Here is a 26,098-nt window from a genome sequence, read left to right as displayed (position 1 = left end):
CCCCCAAAATTAGTAATTAAAAAATCAAATCAAAACGTAAAACTCGTTTTTTTTTCAAAAATAATCACTTTTCGTGACAAATTATTTTTTAAGTTACAATTAATACATTATAATATTAGGCAGTAAACCAGATTAGCTAACTTATTTCAATAAATAAATGTCCGTTTTTAACATATTTCTTACCAATTTTCACGTCTGTCCTACATTTCAAAAAAACGTGGGCAAATTTGAATCAAAACGTGGGCAAGTTTAAACTCAAATTTGCCCACGTTTTTTTTTAAAGCTTCAAAGATTATGAAGTCCTTTATATAATCTCGGTTTTATCCCATCATTTTTGAAGATTGCAAACTTGAGAAATACATAATTTTTCACTATTTTTGTTCTCGTTATGGGAAAGCAACAGACTAATATTAAGGAAAAAGGACGTGTCAGCCTGAAAGAGCCGAGACGTTATAAAGTAGTTATCTATAACGATGACTTCACAACCATGGACTTCGTGGTAAAAGTTCTGACTACAGTATTTTTCAAATCGGAAACCGAAGCCGAAACACTGATGATGAGTGTACACAAAAGCGGTTCAGCAGTTGTAGGCATTTACAGCTATGACATAGCACTGTCTAAGGTGAGAAAAGCTACAGACATGGCACGAGAGGAAGGATTTCCACTAAAACTTACAGTACTGCCTGAGGACAAGCAGGCTTAATATTCACAACAGAAATTATGGACTTGAAATATACTAAACACGTAAATAAAGCACTTGAAGTTGCACATACGGAAGCCAAGTTCAGGAGGCATGAATTTGTGACTCCCGAACATCTTCTTTATGCACTTATTCAGCAGGATGAATTCATTTACGCACTTGAAGACATGGCTTGTAACATAAACAAGCTGGAGAAAAACATAAAGGAAGTTCTAAACACAAAATTTGAGGTTCTGCCTGAAGGTACACAATACGAACCAGAAAATTCTACACAGATGGCAGAGATTTTCATAAAGGCTCACATGATAGTCTCTTTCTCCGGTGCCAATGAAATAGACGTTCCACACCTGGTACAAGGTATGCTGGAACTAACAGATTCGTGGGCAGCATATATCCTTAAAAATACTCTTAAGGATGATGTGGCTGAGTTCACAAGTATGCTTATTGACGAATACAGCTACGACTACGATGACGACGATCATGAACACGGATACGAGAAGAACGAGACCTGGAAGAACTTCGTAACCTGCATAAACGATAATCTGGAAAGCCACAACCCTCTTATAGGAAGAGAAGAAGAACTTGAAAAGACTATCCGCGTTCTGTGCCGAAAGGAGAAGAACAATCCTTTGCATATAGGCGAATCGGGTGTGGGAAAGACTTCTCTCATTTATGGTCTTGCAGAAAGAATAGAGAAAGGTAACGTCCCTGAAAAACTTCAAGGTTATCGCATATATGAGCTCGACCTTGGCGGTATCATAGCAGGAACACAGTACCGTGGTGAATTCGAGAAAAGGCTGAAAGGTATTATGCTGGGAGCCGAAAAAGAGGGCAAAGCCATCATCTACATCGATGAAATCCACAATCTTATCGGTGCTGGGAGGACCAGCGACGGCTCGCTTGACGCTTCGAACATGCTTAAACCATACCTTGAAGGAGGAAACATAAAATTCATTGGCTCAACCACTTACGAGGAGTACAACAAATACTTTGCAGGAAGCAAGGGAATGGTAAGACGTTTCCAGCAGATAGATATTCTCGAACCAAGCATCGACGATACAGTCAAGATTATAAAGGGACTTATAAAGGGATACGAAACTTTCCACAATGTGAAGTACCGAAAGGGAGTGATTGAATATGCGGTCAGCATGAGTGATAAATATATCAAAGACAAGTTCCTGCCGGACAAGGCTATCGACCTGATAGACGAGGCAGGTGCGTACAGGGAGATTCACAACGACGGGAAAGATAAAAATATCGTTACAAAAGAGCTTATTTCGGACATCCTTGCAAGAATGTGCAAGATAGAATCCATCACTGCAAAGGAAGACAATACCGAGCTTGAACACCTGCCGGAAAAGATGAAGGCACTTATCTACGGACAGGATCAGGCAATCACTCAGGTGACGGAAGCTGTGATGATGTCGAAAGCCGGACTGAACGACGACAACAAGCCTATAGCAAGCCTGCTGTTTGTGGGTCCTACCGGTGTGGGTAAGACTGAGATTGCAAAGGTTCTTGCAGCTGAACTTGGTATAGGTCTGGTACGTTTCGACATGAGTGAATATTCGGAGAAACATACTGTGGCGAAACTTATAGGCTCGCCTGCGGGATATGTGGGTTATGAGGAAGGCGGACTTCTGACAGATGCCATACGCAAGACTCCGAACTGCGTTCTGCTGCTTGACGAGATAGAGAAAGCTCATCCGGACATATTCAACATACTGCTTCAGGTGATGGACTATGCCGTGCTTACTGACAACAAGGGACGCAAATCAGACTGCCGTCATCTGATTCTGATTATGACATCGAATGCGGGAGCGCAATATGCACATCAGGCTTCGATTGGGTTCAAGGGACAGGCCACAGCAGGAGATTCCATGCTGAAACAGGTTAAGAAGACATTCAAGCCGGAGTTCCTGAACAGACTCTCTGCCACTGTGGTGTTCAACGATATGGACAGTAACATGGCTCAGCTCATCCTCGAAAAGAAACTGAGGGAATTCAGCGTAAAACTTGAGGCTAATAAGGTGACTATAGAAATAGGAGCTGATGCCAAGGAATGGTTGCTGAAGAAAAGTATTACCAAGGAATACGGCGCACGCGAAATGGACAGAGTTATAGGTCATCACCTGAAACCGCTGTTCGTCAAAGAAATGCTTTTCGGCAAGCTGAAGAACGGTGGGCATGCTCTTGTCGGCATAGAGAATAATATTCCTGCCATAACCCTGAAAAAGTGATAAGGCATGGTATTCAAGTTGAGTAAAAGACTGGCCTTTCCGGACCCTCATTTGGGAGAGCCGGACGGGCTGCTTGCCATAGGCGGTGATTTGTCAATCGACAGACTGCTGCTGGCATACTCTTACGGAATATTCCCGTGGTATGCCTTCAAGAGACAGGTTATAGAATGGTGGTGTCCGATGCAGAGATTCGTTATCTTCCCTTCAGAGATACACGTGTCGCACTCCATGCGTACACTGATAAACAAAGACAAATACAGAATAAGCATTAACGAAGCTTTTGAAGATGTGATACGCCACTGCGGAAAGTTGCGCGAAGATGAGGAAGGTGCATGGCTTGGTCCGGAAATGACGGAAGCGTATATCAGACTGCACGAACAGCAGTTCGCCGCCAGTGTTGAGGTATGGGAGAATGACAGGCTTGTAGGCGGACTTTATGGTGTGGCATTAGGTAAATGCTTTTTCGGTGAGAGTATGTTCTCGCTCGTTCCAAGTGCCTCAAAACTTGCCCTTATTCATCTGGCATGGTTCCTTGAAGAAAGAGGTGGACTGATGATAGACTGCCAGTTCGAGACTCCACACCTGAAGTCTATGGGTGGAAGGTACATATCGTATGAGGAGTATATGAATATTATTTCGCAGGAATAGATATAATTTTGCTAAGAGCTACAAACATCATGGAGTTTAATAGCATTTAAACAGTATTTAAACACCGTTTAAACGCCATTTAAAGTTAATGCAAAACCATAAAAAGAAAATCCGTCAGTATTTTCACAAACACTGACGGACTTTTAATTAATGAGGAATTAAAAACATAACTCCAACATAAAACCAAACAAGAATATTAAGCTTTTGTATAACTTTCAATATATATAACAGAGGAAGTATAGCTTTTGTTCAATCATAAAACAAAAAAAATTATGAAAACAGGAAAAAAAGTTCTCATAACGATACCGGTTGCCATAATTATAGCGTATATGTGCCTGCCTTTCTATGTCAAAAAGGCGCTGATACACTGGTTTCCCACTATTGACGACCTCGGTATTTTCGAACATGCCACTGTTCATGCGCCCGATTCCTGCTGGGAATGGGCTGTCTCGGAGGATTACAATTCTTTCCATTTCTCAAAGGATGATTCGGCATACATAGACGATATGAAAACGGTGTCATTTTTAGTAATAAAAAATGACAGTATTCTGTACGAGACTTATCGTGGTGGGTGGAACGATACCCTGACTTCAAACCTGTTTTCTGCCACTAAGAGTATTGTGGGGCTTCTTGTGGGTATAGCAATAGACGATGGCAAAATAGAAAGTGTGGACGATAAGGTAGTGAAATATATCCCTGAATATAACCGTGGAAGGCAAAAGGATATCACTATCAGAAACCTTCTTACAATGAGTGCCGGAATGGACTGGGACGAGGCTTACGCTTCTCTTTTCTCTGTAACCACGCACGGATATTACGGCAACGACCTCTACGAACTAATCATGAGCCTTGATATAGTAGATACTCCGGGAGTACAGTATTCATACAGAAGCGGTGAGACACAACTGCTGTCATTTGTACTTGAAGCGGCAACAGGCGAAACCATCAGCCAATATGCAGAGAAGAAGCTCTGGCAGCCGATGATGGCAGGACAGGATGCTTTCTGGCTTCTCGACAAAAAGGACGGCGACGAGAAATCGTTCTGCTGTTTCCACACCACGGCAAGGGATGCCGCAAGATTCGGACGTCTGATGCTGAACAAAGGCAACTGGAACGGAAGGCAACTGGTCAGCAAGGAATACATAGAAGAGGTCATGACACCGGCATCATATCTGAAAGACCAGTGGGGCAAGGACCCGCTTTCGTATTACGGCTTCCAGACATGGATTATGGACTATAAAGGAGAGAAATGTCCGTACTTCAGAGGTATGCTGGGACAATATATCATAGCCATACCTTCGAAGAACGCCATAGTGGTGCGCCTTGGGCATAAACGCTCGAAAGAATATGTCAGGGAACTCACTACGGACATAATAAGATATATGGAAATAGCTGAAAAAATTTTACAATAATAACCACTCTATATGGAACAGGACCCAAGATTATTAGTATATAAGGCTTCGGCAGGCTCGGGAAAGACTTTTACCCTGGCTGTGCAATATATCAGACAACTGATAGAAGACCCCTACTCGTACAGACGTATTCTGGCAGTTACCTTCACCAACAAGGCTACTACGGAAATGAAAGAAAGAATCCTGAGTCAGCTGTACGGTATCGCCACTTCGCTGAAATCGTCGGACGGTTATCTGAAAGAGATAATGAAGACTTCCGATAAAAGTGTTGACGAAATAAGAAAAGCAGCTGACACTGCACTAAAGAATATAATCCACGACTACAGCCGTTTCAGAATAGAGACTATCGACTCGTTCTTCCAGTCGGTTATGAGAAATCTTGCACGCGAGCTTGAACTTGGCGCAAATATGACAATCGAGCTGAACAATACCGATGTATTAAGTGATGCAGTGGACAGTATGATTGAGAAACTGGACCGCATGTCTCCCACACTCTACTGGCTGCTTGAATATATAGAAGAAAGAATAGCAGACGACAAAAGATGGAATGTATCTTCCGAAATTAAAAGTTTCGGACGCAATATTTTCGACGAGGCTTACATAGAAAAAGGCGTAGCTTTACGCGAAAAACTTAAGGACTCCAAGTTTATCCCGCAATACAGAAAAAAACTCCAGGAGAAACGTGAATCCATACTTGACACTATGAAAGGATTCAACGAACATTTCCAGGAGATTCTGAAAGCAAACGGACTAAACCCTACTGATTTAAAGAACGGTGCCAGAGGCATAGCAAGCTATTTCAATAAAATTGCTTCGGGAAAACTGAGCGATGACGTAAGAAATACCACTGTTGAGAAATGCCTGGAAGGTGCGGAAAACTGGACAACAAAGACCTCTCCATATAAAAGTACTATTATATCACTTGCAGACCAGGTACTGATACAAGTACTTAATGATGCGGAGAGCACAAGAATGTCAAGCAACAAGGTGCTGAACTCGTGCGACATGTCGCTCCGATATCTCAACAATCTGCAATTGCTCATGCGTATAGACAGCGAGGTAAGGGAACAGAACCTTAGTCATAACCGTTTTCTGCTTTCGGATACCAACGCGCTGCTCCACAGTATCATCAGAGAAGGTGACGCCTCTTTCGTATATGAGAAAATAGGTACTACAATAGACACCGTGATGATAGACGAGTTTCAGGACACATCGCGTATGCAATGGGAGAACTTCCATCTTCTGCTTGAAGAGAGCCTTGCACAGAAAGAAGGAAGTATGATTGTGGGCGACATAAAGCAGAGTATCTACCGTTGGAGAAACGGCGACTGGAAGATTCTTGCCGGACTGGACAAGGACAGAAGTTTCCGCCTGAACTCGAAAACGCTGGATACAAACTGGCGAAGTGAGGCTAACATCATAGCATTCAACAATGATATATTTACATCTGCCTGTAAGGTTCTGAACGAAAGATACAAGGCTGATGAGGGCGAAGACTGTACACAACTGCTTGACGCGTACAGCGATGTCCGCCAGAAAACATCCAAGAATACCAAGGAAGGATACATCAAGCTCTCTTTCCTGAAAAACAGCGAGGAACATCCATACACCGATACCACTATGGAACTGCTGGCTGGAGAAGTAGACTCACTGGTCAAGAAAGGTGTCAGAGTGAACGACATTGCCATCCTGGTAAGAAAGAACAAAAGCATACCTGCCATAGCCGATTACTTCGACAAGAATACTCCATACCGCGTTGTTTCGGACGAGGCTTTCCGGCTTGACGCTTCGCTTGCAGTATGTATGCTCATCGACGGACTAAGGTATATATCCGAACCTACGGACAGAATAGCCTGTGCAAGGCTGGCTGTAGCTTATCAGAAGGAAATCCTCAAAAAAGACGTTGACTATAATACTGTGCTCCTAAATAGCGTTGAGGATTATCTTCCTGCTGAGTTCCGCCTTATGCTGCCGGAGATGAGTCTTATGCCGTTGTATGAGCTTCTTGAGAAACTGTTCGTGATTTTCCGCATGGATATGATAGAAGAGCAGGATGCCTATCTATGTGCCTTCTATGATGCAGTGACTGAATATATGCAGAACAACTCTTCGGAACTGACCTCATTCCTGACATACTGGAACGATACTCTTTATGCAAAGACTATCCCGTCCGGTGAAATATCCGGTATCAGAATCCTTTCAATCCACAAATCGAAAGGTTTGGAATATCACACAGTGTTACTACCATTCTGCGACTGGAAGATGGAGAATGAAACTTTCAACCACATGTTGTGGTGCAGGATAAACGAAGCGGATGCCGACAAGGAACCTTTCTGCGAGCTTGACCTCACTCCTGTGAACTATTCATCAGCCATGGCAGAATCTTATTTCAGCGACAGCTATAGGGAAGAACGTCTGCAACTGTGGGTGGATAATCTGAACCTGCTGTATGTGGCATTCACCCGAGCATGCAAGAACCTGATAGTGTGGTGCAAGGACGAGCAGAAAGATACCGTATCAAAACTGCTAAGAGAATCAATAGACTGCATGAAAGAAATAAAAATGACATGCAACATGCCTGAACTTAATGAAGAATACGAAGAGGATAAGGAAGAAAACGACGAACCTATCGTATATGAATACGGAGAAATCTGCATAAGCAGTGAGAAGAAGAAATCTGATTCAACTAACAGACTTGTAGCCATTCCTGAGGCTGTAAACATAAAGATTGAATCACTTGAAACGGAGATTGACTTCAAGCAGTCCAACCGTTCTGCCGATTTCATCAGAGGCGATGAGGATGAGGAAGAAAATCTTCGTTCGCAATATATCAGACAGGGACAGCTGCTACATACTCTTTTTGCATCTATCGATACGAAGGAAGATTTGATTGCCGCCATAGAAAGACTTCTGTTTGAAGGTGTAATAGAATCGGCAGAGAAAGCCCAAGAGATATATGAGATAGCAGAAAAAGCATTAAACCTTGATGAAGTGAAGGACTGGTATAGTGGAGAATGGACATTGTATAACGAATGTTCAATAATCTATAATGACGAGCAAGGGAAGATGCAGACCAGACGACCGGACCGAGTGATGATGAAAGATGATGAGGTAGTGGTGGTAGATTTCAAGTTCGGAAAGAAAAAGCCGGAATACTCCACACAAGTCAGGGAGTATATGTCCCTGCTATCGGAAATGGGATATACCGGCATTAAAGGCTATATATGGTATGTTTACTCCGGCGAACTGGAGAATGTGTAACGATTTATTTAAAAAGAAATGGAAACTTTTCTAAAGCTTGTAGCTCACGATTTATATACGAAGACAAACGGCGACTTTGCCCGTACGGCCATTGTCTTCCCTAACAAGAGAGCCGGCCTATTCTTCAACGAATATCTGGCATCGGAAACAGACAGACCGATATGGTCGCCGGCATACATAAGTATAGGCGAACTGTTCCGCAAGGTATCAGACCTTCAGATTGGTGATCCCGTAAAACTTGTATGCGAACTCTATAAAGTGTTTGTCAATATAACAGGCAGCAAGGAATCGCTTGATGATTTCTACTTTTGGGGTGAACTTCTTATAAGTGACTTTGACGATGCGGACAAGAATATGGTGGACACTGAAGCCATGTTCCGCAATATCAAGGACCTGAACGAACTTAGCGACAACGGGTACGAATTTCTGGAAGAAGGACAGAAGGAAGCATTAAGCCAGTTCTTCAAGAATTTCTCCATCGACAAGGTTACCGAACTGAAACAGCGATTCATCAACATCTGGGACGTATTGGGAGAAATATATACTGAATTCAGAGCCGTACTCAGCGAACAGGGTATAGCTTACGAAGGTATGATGTACAGGGAAGTAACGGAGTCTATGGATATTGACAAACTCCCTTACGACAGATATGTCTTCGTAGGATTCAACGTGCTGAATAAGGTGGAACATACTCTGTTCAGCAAACTGAATAAGGCTGGAAAGGCTATGTTCTATTGGGATTACGACAATTTCTATCTCAACAAGCATCCTCACGAGGCAGGCGAATTCATAAAGCGCAACCTAAGGGATTTCCCATCGGAACTTCCACCATCTGTATTCAACAATCTGAACTCCCCAAAAGATATTACATATATTGAATCGCCTACAGAAAACGGTCAGGCAAGGTATCTTCCGCAATGGATAAGAACAAATCTTACGGAGGAAGAGAAAGAAACAGCTGTAGTATTATGTAACGAATCTTTACTACAGCCGGTACTGCATTCTCTGCCAGAAAATATACGTCATATCAATATTACGATGGGATTTCCATTGTCGCAGACTCCTGCGTGCAGCTTTATCAACTCACTTGTTGAGCTTCACACCTCAGGCTACAATCCGTCAAACGGCAGATTCCTTTTTGCCGAAGTTTTGAGTGTGCTTAAACATCCATACACTCAACTCCTGAGCGAGGAAGCAGAGAAGTTGGAGAAATCCCTTATCCACGACAACCGTTTCTACCCTCTCCCTTCGGAACTGAAAAAGGACGAAACTACGGAAATAATATTCACACCGTGCAACAGCAACCATGCTATCTGCCGGATGATTTCCACCGTACTGAAACAGGTAGCAGCCGTATATCAGAAGAAATCGGCCACTATGGATACAGCCCTTGACCAGCTGTATCGCGAAGCACTGTTCAAAGCATACACTATGGTTAACCGATTCAGTTCTCTGATTGATGAAGGCGACCTTGACGTGAACCAAAGTACATTCAAGCGCCTACTCTCACGCATCATACAGTCGGCCAACATTCCGTTCCACGGTGAGCCGGCAATAGGTATGCAGGTGATGGGAGTACTCGAAACACGAAATCTGGACTTCAGAAACATAGTAATGCTTTCCGTAAACGAAGGACAACTGCCTAAAAGTGGAAGCGATGCCTCGTTTATCCCATACAATATTAGAAAGGCATTCGGCATGACTACTATAGACCATAAGATAGCCGTTTTTGCTTATTACTTCTACAGACTGCTGCAAAGAGCTGAAAAGGTAACCCTTCTTTTCAACACTTCAAGCGACGGAATAAATCGAGGAGAGATGTCACGCTTCATGCTCCAGTTCCTCATCGAATGGGGATTCGACATCAAGCGTGAAAGGCTAGAAGCCGCCCAATCGCCACAGGGCACTGAAAAGATTGAAATCAAGAAGACTCCGGAGATAATGAAACGAATGCAGAGCAATTTTGATATTAGAGTAAATAAAAAGGCCCTTCTGTCACCTTCTGCACTCAATACATATATAGACTGCAATCTGAAATTCTATTACAAATACGTAGCATTGCTGACCGCACCTGACGAAGTAAGTGCAGAGATAGATTCAGCCAAATTCGGAAGTATATTCCATTACGCCGCCGAACATATCTACAAAGACCTTACTGCACACAGTAAAGTAATAGATTGTAACTCTATTGAAAAGCTTTTGCAAAACGATGTAAAACTTCAGGAATATGTTGACAATGGTTTCAAGGAACTGTTCTTCAATATACCCCTGACCGAACGTCCGGAATACAACGGATTGCAGCTCATAAACTCTGCAGTCATTCTGAGATACATAAAACAGCTGTTAAAAAATGACCTGAGATATGCTCCGTTCACATTCACTGCTTCAGAACAGTTTGTGGAAGAAGATATTGATATAAATACTCCGAAAGGTGTAATCAAATCAAGAATTGGCGGTATAATAGACCGAATGGACACGAAAGACAACACACTGCGTATAGTGGATTATAAGACAGGCGGTGATGCACAGTGCCCCCCAGACGTACAGTCACTGTTCATTCAGGACAAGAAAAGATCAAACTACATCTTCCAGACATTTATGTACGCGTCAATCGTCTGCAAGAAACTGAGAGAAAAAAACAATCCGTTAAAAGTTGCTCCTTCCCTGCTCTATATACATAAGGCAGCATCGGAAAACTACTCACCGGTGGTTCAGATGGGAGAAGCCCGAAAAAGAGAAAACATAGATGACTTCAGCAAACATGAAAATGAATTCCGTGAGAATCTTAACATTCTTTTAGAGGAGATTTTCAACCCTGAGATAAGTTTCTGTCAAACTGAAGTTGAAGACAAATGCCAGTACTGTGATTATAAAGATTTGTGTAAGAAATAACATTTTGATATAATTACTGTTAATTTAAGGCAGTTTTCCGAGCTTTTATAATGCATATATCACGGAATATGGTTATATTCGCATGTTTTTCATAGTAATAGATTTATATATCCTGACTTCAAGCTTGTGAAAGCAAGTAAGTCAGAGAGACAAAAGAGTTTGTCCCTAAAGAACAAGAGACTGCAATTTTCCCCGGCAGTCTCTTTTTTTGTTCATATATATTACTTATATTTGTATTACAATAACAGTTAAAAACATAGATCTTATGAAAACAAATCCATTAGTAGAATCAATCAAGAAAAAAGCCTTTTATTTTATGTTGTGTGTGGCTATGATTGCTGGTCTGGCTAGTTGTAGCAGTGAAGAAGTAACAGAAGATGACATTGCAGGTGAATATATTGGCGGATCTGAAGAAACCGGAGATATATTAATAAGAATCAGCAAAAGTGGTTCCGGTTATAGCTTTTATTGTAGATATGAAGATTGGGGAGCTGCAAATTCAAGACTTAACCTTCAGTCTGTAGAATGGAACGGAACGTTTACAAATATTCCATCGGATGTTGTAAAAAACAGCAAAGGAGAAGAAATTGGTAAAATTGAATTCACAAAGACTAGTGACTATGTAAAAGCTGAATTTACTTCATACACTGATCCTGAAGGAAAATATAGTGCAAAAAAAGGTGGTGAAATGGCCGATTTATTATAAAAAAATAATTACACTATTATAGAAAAGCCATGTACAGGAAATAAGCATAATCCTGTACATGGCTTTTTCTATATCCTAATAGTATGTCATTTTATCACCCTATAATAATCAACCTTACGAGGCTTTGGAGTATCTGCTTCTTTTGCAGGATAACCCAATGACAAAGCACCAATACCAACCAGTCCTTCAGGCAATCCGAAACTTTCCATCAGTTTCTTTCCTTCATCAGTAGAGAACATTTCTCTTTCCCTGTGAATCCAACAACTTGCAAGTCCTATTGCATGAGCGGCAAGCATCATGTTTTCCAATACGCAGCTTCCGTCCTGTATAGGGTTATTGGCATCAGCCGGAGTAAATACCAGAACGTATGTCGGCGCATCATAATACGGATTGGAAGTAACTCCCATTACACGTGCATTCATTTCTGCCAGTTTCTTGCGTAGTTCTTCATTCTGCACTGCAACGATATATGGCGACTGCATGCCTCTTGATGTAGGCGCGTATGTACCGGCTTCCAACACTGCTTTCAATTCTTCGTCAGTAATCTGCTCTGCCTTATACTGACGGCAACTGCGACGAGTCTTTATAATCTCCAAAAATTCGTTATTCATATCTGTATATTTTTTTATGTTATATCATCGTCAACAAAATTAGTCAAAAGCACGACATATTATACCTTTCAAAGAAAATTTTCTGAAGCTACATACAAAAAAAATCCCTCTCTTCGACAATATGAAATCGCCAAAAAGAGGGAAGAAAAATTCTCTTAATTATTTATTAGTTGTTTTCAGGACGAAGTTTACGTACTGTAACAGCTGTCTGCCACATTTCGCTTTCACGCAAAGCCTTCAATTCAGCTTCCAGTTTTTCGCGATAATCTGGCTTAGAGTTAGAGTCGATAGAAATCTGAGCTTCGTTACCGCTCTTAACACTCTGATACAATTTCTGAACTACAGGTTTGATAGCATCGTGGAACGGGCCCATCCAGTCAAGAGCACCACGCTGTGCAGTTGTAGAACAGTTAGCGTACATCCAGTCCATACCGTTCTTAGCGAACAATGGCATCAATGACTGAGTAAGCTCTTCTACAGTTTCGTTGAATGCTTCAGAAGGAGTATGTCCGTTTTCACGCAATACTTCGTACTGTGCAAGAAGCAATCCCTGAATAGCACCCATCAATGAACCACGTTCACCTGTAAGGTCAGAAGTAGCTTCACGCTGGAATGTAGTTTCGAACAAATATCCTGAACCGATACCGATACCAAGAGCGATAGTTCTGTCGAATGCCTTACCTGTTACATCCTGATAAATAGCGTATGATGAGTTCAAGCCGCGGCCTTCGAGGAACATTGTACGCAATGAAGTACCTGATCCTTTAGGAGCAACCATGATAACATCGATGTCAGCAGGAGGAACCACACCTGTACGGTCGTTCCAAGTAATAGCGAAACCATGTGAGAAATACAAAGCCTTACCAGGAGTAAGATATTGTTTGATTTTAGGCCATACAGACATTACAGCAGCATCAGACAAAAGACACATTACGATAGTAGCCTTCTGGCAAGCCTCTTCGATACCGAACAATGTTTCTCCCGGTACCCATCCGTCAGCGATAGCTTTTTCGTATGTTTTGCCAGGACGCTGACCTACGATGACATTGAATCCGTTGTCGCGAAGGTTCAATGACTGACCTGGTCCCTGTACTCCATATCCTATAACTGCAATTGTTTCGTCTTTCAAGATTTCACGTGCTTTTTCCAATGGAAATTCATCGCGTGTGATTACATTTTCCATCACACCGCCAAAATTTAATTGTGCCATGTTTTTAATAAATTATTAAGTTCAACTAAATATTCTAATCTCAATTTATATTGTAATTACCTGAATATAACTTTACTTCTTACTACCACCTCACTATCGTTCTTCTTGACTTCTATGTCGTACTCATTATCCGAAATCTGTTCACGATAGAAGGTCAGTTTATCGCCGAAATAACTTTCCGCAACATACGCCATCTCAAAACGATGTATCATTTTTTCGCGGAAGACATCCATATGAAACAAGTCAAGTATATGCTCTATGTATTTTATACTGTTCACATGTCCGTTGCAGTCTATATCGCTATATTTTGCCACATATTCACCTACAGGCTCTACAGACGCGACCTTTATTCTTCCAGGCTTGTCGATTGGACATTCCTTCTGGCATATGTAGTCAACGATACTGCCACCGTGCAGTGTCAGCAAATCGGCCGGCTTACGTGTTTTGAGATCTATCATCGCCCATATTGAACGCGCATAACCGATAGGTTTGCCATCCTTGTCGAGAATAGAGAAATTTCGGTCGGTAAACAGGCGGTAAACATTCTCCACCCATGTCTGTACACTGAATTTCTCATACTGCATTGGGAATTCTTCCATCTCTATAGCCAGACGGGATAGCACCCACGTAAAATGGCTTTCATTCAGTTCGGCAATGCCGAAGCCACGTTCTGTGGCATGAAAACCGGCACAGTTAAGCAGATGATTACCCAAAACTCCCATCGTCAACTTTCCTGTAAAGTCAACATGAAATGGTTCTGCGACAAAGTTATATGTGCCAACTTTATTTTCTTCTCCCATAACAAGAAATGTTTTAAAGTCCTTTTTTATATCTTTCCTCACGGTGAGCAAGATACTCGTTCACACGCTCAAAACAACTGGTAGATACAGCAATTCTTCCAGAACGTACAAACTGAAGAACGCAATTAAGCCTTTTCAAATCCTCGTACAGGAATGTAATCTCATCGCTCATACCAACCATCTCTATTATAGAGAACACCGGATTTACTTCAACAATATGTGCATTAAATCTTCTGACTACCTTCGATGCCTCAGGATTGTTCTGAAACTCAGGTGTAGAAACCTTATACATAGCCACCTCACGCTGGAAGATTTCCTTGTCTGTAAAGTAGTGTGCCTGAATGACATCCATCTTCTTTTCTATCTGACGAACTACTTTTTCCACTATATCAGCTGTAGTCCAACAGGTAATGGTATACTTATGTACCCCAGCTATAGAAGAAGCCGACACGTTAAGGCTTTCGATGTTAATCTGTCGGCGTGTAAAAACGGCAGTCACCTGATTAAGCAAACCGGCTATGTTTTCCGAATGAACTATGATAGTATATAATGTCTTATTTTCCATGTTTAACCCTCCTACTCGTTAGCAATCCAAATCCATCATCATATAGTTGACCGAGCTTCCCGGAGGAGTCATCGGCAATACATTACCTTCTTCCACCACACATACTTCAAGAAGGAATGGACCGTCTGTAGCGAGCATTTCCTTTATTCCGTCTTTAAGTTCCTCGCGTTCGATTACCCTACGCGAAGGAATGCCATACGCCGATGCTATCTGCATATAGTCAGGATTCATCATCGGAGTGAACGAATATCTTCTGTTGAAGAACATCGCCTGCCACTGACGTACATTTCCAAGATAGTTATTGTTCATCAGAATCATCTTTACCGGAGCTTTCTGTTCCATGATAGTACCAAGTTCCTGCATTGTCATCTGAAGACCACCATCACCCATTATAGCACATACCGTACGTTCCGGACTACCGAATGTGGCTCCTATTGCAGCCGGGATACAGAATCCCATAGTTCCCATACCGCCTGATGTTACTACACTTCTGTTCTTCGTAAACTTGAAGTATCGGCATGACATCATCTGATTCTGACCTACGTCTGTTACCAGTACCGCCTCATGGTTGGTAGCCTCGCTCACTGCATTTACCACTTCACCCATATTTATCGGGCCATTTTCCGGATATACTTCGCGTTTGATAACCTTTTCGAATTCCTGCTGTTCATACTGGCTGAAACTGTCTATCCAAGCAGTGTGCTTGTTAGGCTGGATAAGTTCGGTAAGCAGACCTAAAGTACGTTTACAGTTACCAAGCACCGGAACATGTACAGGTACGTTCTTGCCAATCTCCGATGGATCAACGTCAAGATGTATTACCTTTGCCTGCTTGGCGTATGTTTCAAGTTTTCCTGTCACACGGTCGTCGAAACGCATACCTACAGCTATCAGTACATCGCATTCGTTGGTCTTTACATTAGGACCGAGATTTCCGTGCATTCCCAGCATACCCTTGTTCAGCGGATGTTCGGTAGGCATAGCCGAGAGTCCCAACAATGTGCATCCGCAAGGTATATCAGCTTTCTCTACAAACTTCAGAAGCTCTTCCTGGGCATTTCCCAATTCTACACCCTGACCTACAAGTACCAACGGTTTTTCCGATTCATTGATAAGTCTCACAGCCTCAGCCAAAGCCTTAGGGTCCGTTTCAGGATCAGGATCGTAACTGCGGATGAAATCAACATCCACCGGTTCATAGTCCGTCATTTCAACCTGTGCGTTCTTTGCAAAGTCAAGTACCACTGGTCCCGGACGGCCTGAACGTGCAATATAGAAAGCTCTTGCCACAGCCCAAGCCACATCCTCTGCACGGCGTATCTGATAGCTCCATTTTGAGATTGGCTGGGTAACACCAACCAAGTCTACCTCCTGGAAAGCGTCGGTACCGAGAAGTCCCGCACCTACCTGTCCTGCTATCACTACGATAGGCGTGCTGTCTATCATGGCATCTGCCACACCGGTTATGGTATTTGTAGCTCCCGGACCGCTTGTCACCAGGCATACACCCACATCGCCCGATACTCTTGCGTATCCCTGGGCTGCATGTGCCGCACCCTGTTCGTGACGAACCAATATATGGTTAAGTTTATCTCTATGATCATATAAAGCATCGAACACAGGCATTATCGCACCTCCCGGATAACCGAAGATAGTCTTTACTCCCTGATGCTCAAGCGAGCGCATCAATGCTTCACCACCTGTTATTTTCTCTTTCATACGTATGTATTTTTTAGTCAACAATTCTTACTCCACCCTTATCAGCCGAACTTACCATGCTTGCGTAAGCCTTGAGTGCCTTAGACACCTTGCGGTCGCGAGTGACAGGAGTCATCGGACGTGCGGCAAGTTCTTCATCTGAAAGTTTCACATTGATACTGCGGTTCGGTATATCTATTTCGATGATATCACCGTCAACAATCTTTCCGATATTTCCTCCGGCAGCCGCTTCAGGAGATATATGTCCGATACTCAATCCCGATGTACCGCCACTGAAACGTCCGTCGGTAATCAGCGCACATTCCTTACCGAGATGTTTTGATTTGATATACGATGTAGGATAAAGCATCTCCTGCATACCCGGTCCACCCTTAGGGCCTTCGTGAGTGATGACCACCACATCGCCGCTTACAACCTTTCCGCCGAGGATACCCTCGCAAGCCGATTCCTGAGAATCGAACACCTTTGCAGGTCCCGAGAACTTCCAGATGCTTTCGTCCACACCGGCAGTCTTCACCACACAGCCGTCCTGTGCGATATTACCTTTCAGCACTGCCAGTCCGCCGTCCTTGCTGTAGGCATGTTCCAAATCGCGGATACATCCTATGGCACGATCTGTATCAAGTTCCTTATAATAATTGCCCTGCGAGCCAAGTTTGATAGAGAACTTTCCGCCCGGAGCGCTTGTATATATTCTTTTTGCTTCAGCATCAACATTTTCAGCTGAAATATCATATTTTGCAATAGCCTCTGCCAATGTCATACCGTCAACACGCGAAACTGATGTATCGAGCAGACCGCCCTTGTTCAGCTGCGCCAGGATATTCATGATACCTCCCGCTCTGTTTACATCCTGAATGTGATATTTCTGAGTGTTAGGAGCGACCTTACAAAGACAAGGTACACGGCGTGACAACATGTCGATATCGTCCATTGTGAAATCCACTTCTGCCTCGTGCGCTATAGCGAGAAGGTGAAGAACGGTGTTTGTTGAACCGCCCATAGCGATATCAAGTGTCATCGCATTAAGGAAAGCCTGACGTGTAGCGATGCTTCTCGGCAATACGCTTTCATCGCCGTCCTGATAATATTTATAAGCATTTTTTACGATGAGAGCCGCAGCATCCTTGAACAACTGCTTGCGGTTTTCGTGAGTCGCCACTATCGTTCCGTTGCCAGGAAGAGCCAGACCGATAGCCTCGTTCAGACAGTTCATTGAGTTTGCAGTAAACATACCCGAGCAGCATCCGCACCCCGGACATGCATGTCTTTCTATCTGGTCCACATCCTCGTCGCTCACTGTCGGGTCGGCCGACTTAATCATCGCATCAATCAAGTCAAGATGCTGACCGCCCCACTCTCCAGCTTCCATCGGACCGCCTGACACGAACACTGTAGGAATATTCAGTCGCATGGAAGCCATAAGCATACCCGGAGTGATCTTGTCGCAGTTTGAAATGCAGACCATAGCATCAGCCTTATGAGCGTTCACCATATATTCCACACTGTCGGCAATGATATCTCTTGATGGCAGCGAATAGAGCATTCCGTCATGTCCCATTGCTATACCGTCGTCTATCGCGATAGTGTTGAACTCAGCGGCAAAACATCCTAACTTCTCTATTTCCTCTTTCACCTGCTGACCTATCTCATGCAAATGTGTGTGTCCCGGAACGAACTGTGTAAATGAATTCACAATAGCTATGATAGGTTTGCCCATCATTTCCTTTTTCATTCCATTTGCCACCCATAATGCTCTTGCACCGGCCATACGTCGGCCTTGTGTACTCATCGAACTGCGTAACTCATTTTTCATTTTTATCTCTCCTCATTTAATCAAAAAGCCTTTCTCATACACATGTGAGAAAGGCTTTCATCAATATCATATATATGCAACTACATACATGAACCTTCCTCACCTCTTGGTTCCAGGACCACGACGCGAATAATATGCAGGACTGCCAGGTTAATGATAATGTTAGTTGCTTTCATACTTTTTCTGTTATTTTTGTTATTACGATTGCAAAGGTAAAGGCTTTTTTGATATAAACAAATAAAATGATAGTTTTTTTTGAAGAAAAATATCATTTATCAGAGAAAAGGGCTTTTTTGCTACATATTATTACATAACATTTGACTTCGGGAAACATGACAAGCGCCTGAAAAAGGTAATAAAAGCATAATAATTTGTCAAAACAGGCTGTCTCAGAAAGCGTTGCACGTACGTGTAACGCGTGGAACACGAACGTGTAACAAGCGTAACACGAACGTGACGCGCGCGGAACACGAACGTGTTACGGTTTCTTTGATTAAGAAAAATAAAAAATCTTCTTTTTATTATTACACCAGCACATAAAAATGAAGTTTTTTATATACCTTTGTCACACTGATACTTAATTCTTAAATTATTATCTGGTACATTTTTGATTATTACTTACAACAGGCAAAGTAAATGTTAATATAGTAGAATTTCAATATGCGTAATTTCGTTGATAAAAAAGCTGGTGCAACCTTTTTGAAAGGGTATTCTTATACTTATGCAGTTCGTCAGAATCATATAGAATTGATTCTAAAGGTAAACAAGGGATTATATGGTGTTGTATGCCTGGTTCCAATCGGAATCAACCAACTTAGTCTTACATGTTGCTGGGGAACTTTCTTTAATCGTCTGAATAATCATGAAAATCCAGGACGTCTGCTTCAGATGTTAGAAAAACATTGCCCGACCGTATGTAATCTTTTTACCGGAGAAACTCCTTATACCTTTATTTCGTTCCCGGATGAAGACAATATTGGTGCTATATCATTCACGATAGATACAGAACCGGACTTTAATCTTTTAGATTTTATTGGTGATAAAAAAGTCTTGGATGAAGCTGATAAGTTATTCTCTTTTAATTGCAAGTTGTATAACGAAATAAAAGATAAGTGTCCTTTTGAGGGATGGAAGAAGGGACTTTATGACTTTAACGGTTAATTTAATATGTACATTTTTCAATGTATCCTTCCTGTTCATACACCCTACCATAATGATGAATCATTTCAACCAACCCGTTCAAACGTGAATCTATAATCTTCAGATTTTTATATCTAAGATATTGGGCATCATACAGTCCCTTATTCCCGGATTTCAACCTTTCTTCTACATCTTCGGGAATAAGGAAACTTGCTCTGTCGCCCAAAAATTTATAAAACTCTGACTGATATATACATATACCTGCCAGATCAAAATCTCCAAAATGTATATATCTATTAGGAATTTTAATAAGCCATTCCCTTAAATCTGCCGACTGGGGGTATCTGGAAACGAACAGAACTTTATTATCTCCAAACAGATGCTTCTGACTCCGTATATGACGGAAGTTCTCACCATTCTCCACTCCCACTACTGTCACGTCTGACGGTATATAAAATTCATCCGGCTTTTGTATGAAAACAGCACTTCCTTCCGGAGGGGATATAACAAACTCACTATTCCCTATTCTTGCATGAACAGGTTCGTAACAGTTCACAAGAAAACCTCTGAAAGTTCGAAGCTTTACTGTCTTGGAATCGCCGGTTTCATGTACAAGCATACTGCGCTGCAAGTCTTCGTTCTCGCCGGAAAAGATTTCAATCCATCTTTCAAGAGAAGTGCCGGATGTATAATTATCTGAAACATATCTACCGAATGCCACAGGATCTGTAAGGCGATAGGAAACTCTGCTGCCATTAGTTATTCCGGTAATAAGCCCCTCTATCCTTAATTCATCAACTATCCATCGAGGAAGCGAGCTTGAAGGAAGAGTTTTTCCTTCAAGCATATAAAGCAATTTTCTCGCGACAGATATTGTAAATCGTTTTTTATTTATTTCCATATTATTACAAGGTATTCTTATTTTCGTGTAAGCAATGGCACTACCCTTGTATTGCTTTTCGCGTCTTTGCTTAACAGATAAGTATATTTATAATCCTCAACATTATAGGTGGTAGGCGAACTGTTGATAAGTAATATGTTGCGGCAATTTGCAAATTCAAGTATGCCTTTCACATTATTGGGATGCAGCTTACCTATTTCATCCATCATACAATGCACCTTGAAATCTCCGAATTTCCTTGAGACTTTTTCCTTGAAGACATTGATAAGCATGATGTTTACCATAGCTTTAACCAGTATGTCTGTGCCGTCGGAACCAACATTCGCTATTTTCTCAACCCAGCCTGTGTCATTATCATTTTCGATAATACGGAACTCCAGATTAAAGGTATCAGAAACGACAAGACTCTTCCTGGAAGGCTCATCCTTGAGCAGTTTGCTGAATGAATTAAGATATTTTACAGCCTTGAGATTCACGTTCTCGCGCGAATCCTGTGAGAACAGGTCCATTTCACCCATGTTGAAGGTGTTCCCATCATTGAAATTCTTTATTTCTATAAGAAGCTGCATAAGTTTGTCGTTACTCTGCAAAGCTCTGAGTTCGATACTGCGGATAACTCCTGCAAAATTACGCTTGATGAAATCGTCATTAATATCTTTAATAGTCTTATTAATAAGACTTTCGCTTTGGGTAAGTTCTCCTGTTTCCTTTGATATGCGTCTTATTATGTTTACGTACCTTTCACTTATGCGGTTCTGATATTCTGTGATCTTATTGTTTTCCACAAACTCGCATAAATTGGATGCGAAATCCATGTAATCTGAATCACACGACAATGACTGAGGAAAACTGAAAGTATTTCTTGCAGTAAAGTTACTGTTAAACAGATTTACTGATTTTTTGAAATTCTCAGTATCCTTGCCAAAAGAAACAATCTGACTTTTCAGCTCTTCCACTATCTTACCACAAGGTTTATTGGTAGGAAGTTCTTCGGGAGTGTACGACTCCGGAGGACAGAATCCTTCATCTTTGCGGAAATTCTCAAGAACGCAAAGATCGTTCTTAATGGCATCACGTTCGGCCGACTTTTCGTTTATACTGTTTTTTACAGTTTCATACTGAGCGGTGAGTTTGTTTTTCCGCAACGCGTATTTTTCTTCAAGCTCGTCCAGATGCATCTCATTGTTCTTCTTGTTGTCGCGCAATTCCGGCTCACGGTCAAACAGTTCTCTCTTGTCTTTCTCATAATTCCACACCAACGACTGTTTTTGCGATATATAATCCAACTCAGACTTTATAGCATCAATTTTTGCTTTATAGGAATTTATAGCCGATGTATCAGCTCCCTTACCGTTCAACTCCTCGTTCTGCGACTTGTGAAGTTCTTTTTTTCTGTTATCCGCATCTGTACGCCGGTCGGACAGTTCATTTTGTACTGTCTGTATCTCTGCTTCAACAGCACTGCGTTCTTTCTTTTCCGCCTTTCTCAGCTCTTCATTAATCTGAAGAACCCGCTTTTCTCTCTCCTGTTTCAAAAGATCTTCATTATTGCAACATTTTTGCCTTTCCTTCTCCTTGCCTCCAATAAGTGTTTCTATCTCATCCAGCCTGTTTCTTTTCCACTCCGATTCTTTGCGTTCCCACGAAGCCTGTTCCGCCTTAATATTCTTAATCTGAAGAGGATATTGCTGTAACAGAATTTCAAGAACCTGCCTTTCGCCCGATATTGCTGAAATCTGCTTTCTGTACTTATTCTTTATCTCTTCAGTACGCTTCGTTTTTTCTTCATTCAGAAGGCTTATTTTTCTAGTATATTCATCTCTTTCGGAAGATTTGGCCTTAAACTCAGCTTTAAGCTGTTCCGGTGAACGTAATTCACGCTGCACTTCAGCCAAATTAATTTTTACACCATATAAAGAGCCTCCCTCATCGGTTGAGAGTTCAGGAGAAAGATTCTGATTGTAGAGTATAAGTTGTTCATCTGCAATCTTACCTATATTTTCCTGCCATCCTGGCCTGTTCCTGTCGAGCCATTCGCAAAAAGAGCCTTTGCTGCTGTTTATCAGCACATTCAATGATTCCATTTCTGCGTCCAACTGTTTCCTGCAGCGTAGAGCCTCATCTATTTTCGTATCATACTCTTTTTCAACTATCATAGTTTCCGCTTCTGACTTCTGTCTTAGGCGGTCGCACTCCAGTTTCAGACGGTCAGCTTTCACGGCGGTATCCTTTTCTTCGGAAGATATGTTTCTCAACCGTTCCTCACAGTCACTTATCTCATCCTTGAAATGAACAGTACACTCAACCCTTGTTTTCTGTTGTTTCAGGTTGGATATTTCTTCCAGCAGCTGCTCCTTGCTGTCGGCAAGTGTTTTAAGTTTCTCTTCATAAACAGAGCGTATTTCTTCAGCCTGACTGTTGCTTTTCTTTGTCAATTCTGCAATACTTTTACCAAGTTCGTTTTCAAGGCTTAATACCCTTTTGTTGATTTCATTCTCAAATCTTGCAAGATCGGTATCAATGCTCTGTTCCATCAAAGAGTATTTGCTTATTACATCCCGATACGTACTCGTGAGTTCATTATACACCTTATTCAGAGACTCCAGTTCATATTTCAGTGCAGGTTCCCTATTTACTCTTGATATAACCTCGTCAATATGTTCCTGTTCATAATATTTTCGTTTTTCCCTTATCTTCTTAAGGTCAGACTCTATAATACCGCTTAACTTTACAAGCTTGTCACGCTCTCTGTCAAACTTATCTTTTTCTTCTCCAAGCAAACGTGTAAACCGTTCGGCTTCCTCTTTAATTTGCAGAAGCTGTTCCTCCAGCTCAGGGAGCCTCAAGCGTGACACCCTTTCAGAATAATTGAGGTGCTGTCTATCGTCTTTAATCCGCTTTTCAGCATACAGAAGCATTCTGTAATTCTTTATTACTGTATCAGCCTGTTTCCTGACAGGTACCACTCCATTTCTATCCTGTTTTATCCACAGCATTACGTCGGAATATTCCTGCTCGAAAGTCTCTATCTGGTTCCGATAATAACTCAGGTCGACAACAAACTCATTATCATCCATTGACTGTATGATGGTATCCTTTATAAAATCGGCATCAAGCTTCGAGTTAAGGAATACATTCTGAATTGTACGCGGTATATTCTGGTATCGCGAGCTCTCTACAATGGCATACTTACGGAACTGAAGCAAATCCGGTTTTCTGTTGTTGCCGAATATTATATCACGAAACATATCATAGCCTGTAACCAGCGACGACACGCTTGCACCCGATTCCGACACTCTTGTACGAATCACACTCCAGTCGGCAGAAACCTCATTTTTGCCGTCAACAAACCACTCCTTACTGTATGGTGCATCAATAAAGCGGAAGGCAGCCCTACCCATCGACTTCGTTACAACTACGGTATAGGCACCGTTTTCGCGCATTACTTCATAAACTATATACGAGTTGGCAAAAGGGAGATAGAAAGAATCAAAATTCTTCTTTTCTTTCGGTATGCCCAATCTGAGTTTGTCTGCATTATAGAAAAACAGGACAGCACGCAAAAGAGTACTTTTACCTACTCCCTGGGTACCAATAAAATGCACATTGCCATCCAAATTGACTTCGCCATACGGTACATGTGCGCTGTTCAGAAATATTACCTTATTGAGATATCTCATCGTTCATTTCCTCCGATATTGTTATGCAGTCCACCAAATCCTCCATATAGTGAAATGCCGTTAATACTTTATAAGTGTTATCATGTTCGTTCTCGAGCTCTATCATTCCTGCCTTTTCAAGTTCCGAAACAAGTTTCTCCACAACCTCATTATATTTCTTCTTATCCTGAAACAGTTTGGAAGCCTTATCCTTCAGCTCAATCTGGCAACTTATCTGAACTTCTATGTCTGCCGGTCGGAACTTAAACCCGGGACCGAATGTAGCATCATACGTTTTAAGGAAACTTAGGTAGTCAATCCACTTCATAACTGCTTCAAGTTTTCGCTCAAGATCAACTTTCGCCTCCTGTCGGGTGAACATATAATATCCGTCACCACCTTCGAGATAAAAACCAATGCCTTTATAATATTCGTAATAATCGGTCAAATCCTCTTCTATGGCATCATAATACCGCTTTATAGCAGGAGAAACGCTGTTTGCAGAAATAAATCCGCCCTTACTCAATATATTGAATATTTCTTCGGTATATTTCATGATTATTCTGATTATGATTATGAAATTATTGGGAACTATCGGTAATTGTTTGGAGTCATTTGGAATATATCAGAGGATATTCCACGTCATGACTTGTTTCATACTTGTCGGTGAAATTCAGTCCATCGGCATACTGCGATGCTATCTGGCAGAAAAACAAGATTCTCTCTTCAGCGCTAAGCTCTTTATGATAATTGTAATTCATTACAAACTTAAACAGATGACTGCTTGATGCCGAGAAAGCATTATAAATTTCCTGTAAGTTTATCTGGTCAAGAACTTCACCTTCTGTTTTCATATATTCCTGAGGTATAGCATCGGCTATATTCTTCGGACCTTTAGTCAGGTTCTTCCTTTTTGATATGATTTTTCTTATTATCTCCAATGCCACTACAGAAGTACGCAGATTATCTACCGAAAGTTTTATCCTGTAATTGGTCTGAGGCTCCATCCACAGAGGATTTCTCATACTGACAACCTGACGTATATCAGTTTTTTCGTCTAAAAGGAACTGGTCACGGAGGTATTTCAAACGGCGGACTTTCTCGAATATCCTGTTCTGATAAGCTATAAGATTCAGGTAATGAATAATCTGCTTCTCTATCTCAATGAGATTATGATAAGAATCATTAAGTTGAAGTTTCACGTCATTCACCGCTATACGCATTTGAGTGTCCATGGCAACTCTGAAAAAAACAGGCTGAGCGTTGTCTATTATATCTTCACTCCTATTGATGAGGAGTGCTATGTTCCTGCGTTTTTCATCAAGATTATTCAATTTTGAGAGCTTTACACGATAGTTTGGTTCATTCTTGTAAGTATTGTCAATGTTGCGTTTCAAGTCTATTACATTACGCACTGTTATCATTGCAATATTTTTCAGACACCGTCTTACCTCTTTGTGATAATTATATTTCCGCTGCTCATTATCTTCTTTAAGATAATAATCGATATTCTCATTCAGACGTCCCAAATAATCATTTACAAACGAAACATTTATATTCTCATTGACCTGTAAAACATCCTCGAAGAATTTAAGATATACATCCTCCATTTCAAGAAAATTCCCGCTATCTCTTATTATTCCGTAGTCAATAAGATATTTAATTCTTTCTTCTTTATATTCAGTGAGTTCGAGTGCATAATCATATTTCAAGGAAGTTGAAGCTCTTTTCTGAAACATCTGTTTCAGCAGAAGTTTCTCTCTTTCAAGTACACGCAAAAGCTCATCAATAGATTTAAAGGTATTCATAGTTCAAGTG

The 26,098-nt window shown here is 41.5% G+C and carries 18 protein-coding genes; 8 read left to right on the top strand and 10 right to left on the bottom strand.

Annotated features, from left to right (window positions below; all coding sequences use genetic code 11):
* Positions 1–388 precede the first annotated feature (388 nt).
* The 7 genes from I6E24_RS07680 to I6E24_RS07650 all read left to right on the top strand — a co-directional run bounded on the left by I6E24_RS07680 (position 389) and on the right by I6E24_RS07650 (position 11,859).
* Entirely contained in the window at positions 389–703 is a 315-nt protein-coding gene (locus tag I6E24_RS07680) for an ATP-dependent Clp protease adaptor ClpS (RefSeq protein ID WP_235327590.1), read from the top strand.
* Positions 704–720: 17 nt separating this feature from the next.
* Entirely contained in the window at positions 721–2,940 is a 2,220-nt protein-coding gene (locus tag I6E24_RS07675; protein ID WP_235327588.1) for an AAA family ATPase, read from the top strand.
* A gap of 6 nt (positions 2,941–2,946) precedes the next feature.
* The gene (gene aat, locus I6E24_RS07670) at positions 2,947–3,588 is read left to right on the top strand and encodes a leucyl/phenylalanyl-tRNA--protein transferase (RefSeq protein WP_235327586.1); all 642 of its coding nucleotides are present in this window, start codon (positions 2,947–2,949) and stop codon (positions 3,586–3,588) included.
* A 272-nt stretch (positions 3,589–3,860) separates the two neighbouring features.
* Entirely contained in the window at positions 3,861–5,000 is a 1,140-nt protein-coding gene (locus I6E24_RS07665) for a serine hydrolase domain-containing protein (RefSeq protein WP_235327584.1), read from the top strand.
* Positions 5,001–5,012: 12 nt separating this feature from the next.
* On the top strand, positions 5,013–8,261 hold the full coding sequence (locus I6E24_RS07660; protein WP_235327582.1) for a UvrD-helicase domain-containing protein: 3,249 nt from the start codon (positions 5,013–5,015) through the stop codon (positions 8,259–8,261).
* 18 nt (positions 8,262–8,279) lie between these two features.
* Positions 8,280–11,153, top strand: a complete 2,874-nt coding sequence (locus I6E24_RS07655; RefSeq protein WP_235327581.1) for a PD-(D/E)XK nuclease family protein — start codon at positions 8,280–8,282, stop codon at positions 11,151–11,153.
* Positions 11,154–11,418: 265 nt separating this feature from the next.
* Positions 11,419–11,859: a hypothetical protein gene (locus I6E24_RS07650; RefSeq protein ID WP_235327579.1), complete on the top strand. Its 441-nt coding sequence runs from the start codon at positions 11,419–11,421 to the stop codon at positions 11,857–11,859.
* 86 nt (positions 11,860–11,945) lie between these two features.
* Here I6E24_RS07650 and I6E24_RS07645 read toward each other — a convergent pair whose 3' ends face one another.
* The 6 genes from I6E24_RS07645 to ilvD form a co-directional block, all read right to left on the bottom strand.
* Complete coding sequence (locus I6E24_RS07645) at positions 11,946–12,470, bottom strand: nitroreductase family protein (protein WP_235327577.1); 525 nt, start codon at positions 12,468–12,470, stop codon at positions 11,946–11,948.
* A 166-nt stretch (positions 12,471–12,636) separates the two neighbouring features.
* Positions 12,637–13,680, bottom strand: a complete 1,044-nt coding sequence (gene ilvC / locus I6E24_RS07640; protein ID WP_154042858.1) for a ketol-acid reductoisomerase — start codon at positions 13,678–13,680, stop codon at positions 12,637–12,639.
* Between the two features lie 56 nt (positions 13,681–13,736).
* Positions 13,737–14,480 carry an acyl-[acyl-carrier-protein] thioesterase gene (locus I6E24_RS07635; protein ID WP_235327575.1) on the bottom strand — a complete coding sequence of 248 codons (744 nt, stop codon included), beginning with the start codon at positions 14,478–14,480 and terminating at the stop codon, positions 13,737–13,739.
* A gap of 13 nt (positions 14,481–14,493) precedes the next feature.
* Positions 14,494–15,045 (bottom strand): acetolactate synthase small subunit, encoded by a 552-nt coding sequence (gene ilvN, locus I6E24_RS07630; protein ID WP_154042860.1) that lies wholly within the window; start codon positions 15,043–15,045, stop codon positions 14,494–14,496.
* A gap of 18 nt (positions 15,046–15,063) precedes the next feature.
* A complete protein-coding gene (gene ilvB, locus I6E24_RS07625) occupies positions 15,064–16,764 on the bottom strand; it encodes a biosynthetic-type acetolactate synthase large subunit (protein ID WP_235327574.1) in 1,701 nt (566 codons plus the stop codon).
* 13 nt (positions 16,765–16,777) lie between these two features.
* On the bottom strand, positions 16,778–18,580 hold the full coding sequence (ilvD, locus tag I6E24_RS07620; RefSeq protein ID WP_235327572.1) for a dihydroxy-acid dehydratase: 1,803 nt from the start codon (positions 18,578–18,580) through the stop codon (positions 16,778–16,780).
* A 660-nt stretch (positions 18,581–19,240) separates the two neighbouring features.
* On the opposite strand from ilvD, the gene I6E24_RS07615 reads away from it, so the two are divergent.
* Positions 19,241–19,741, top strand: coding sequence for a hypothetical protein (locus I6E24_RS07615; protein ID WP_154042863.1), 501 nt, complete (start codon positions 19,241–19,243; stop codon positions 19,739–19,741).
* A 1-nt stretch (position 19,742) separates the two neighbouring features.
* On the opposite strand, the gene I6E24_RS07610 is transcribed toward I6E24_RS07615, so the two are convergent.
* Genes I6E24_RS07610 through I6E24_RS07595 form a run of 4 tightly spaced genes read right to left on the bottom strand, consistent with a single transcriptional unit; the run spans position 19,743 to position 26,088 of the window.
* Positions 19,743–20,621 carry a DUF7281 domain-containing protein gene (locus I6E24_RS07610; RefSeq protein WP_235327570.1) on the bottom strand — a complete coding sequence of 293 codons (879 nt, stop codon included), beginning with the start codon at positions 20,619–20,621 and terminating at the stop codon, positions 19,743–19,745.
* A gap of 17 nt (positions 20,622–20,638) precedes the next feature.
* Entirely contained in the window at positions 20,639–24,301 is a 3,663-nt protein-coding gene (locus I6E24_RS07605; RefSeq protein WP_235327569.1) for an ATP-binding protein, read from the bottom strand.
* Positions 24,285–24,836: a condensin complex protein MksE gene (locus I6E24_RS07600; RefSeq protein WP_235327567.1), complete on the bottom strand. Its 552-nt coding sequence runs from the start codon at positions 24,834–24,836 to the stop codon at positions 24,285–24,287. The genes I6E24_RS07605 and I6E24_RS07600 overlap by 17 nt, the downstream gene beginning before the upstream one ends.
* 55 nt (positions 24,837–24,891) lie before the next feature.
* Positions 24,892–26,088, bottom strand: a complete 1,197-nt coding sequence (locus I6E24_RS07595) for a hypothetical protein (protein ID WP_235327565.1) — start codon at positions 26,086–26,088, stop codon at positions 24,892–24,894.
* Positions 26,089–26,098 lie beyond the last annotated feature (10 nt).

This window comes from Bacteroides caecigallinarum, from assembly GCF_021530995.1.
Classification (GTDB): Bacteria; Bacteroidota; Bacteroidia; order Bacteroidales; family Bacteroidaceae; genus Phocaeicola; species Phocaeicola faecigallinarum.
Note: the sequence above shows the minus strand (reverse complement) of the source record. Positions and strands in the feature narration are given on the sequence as shown.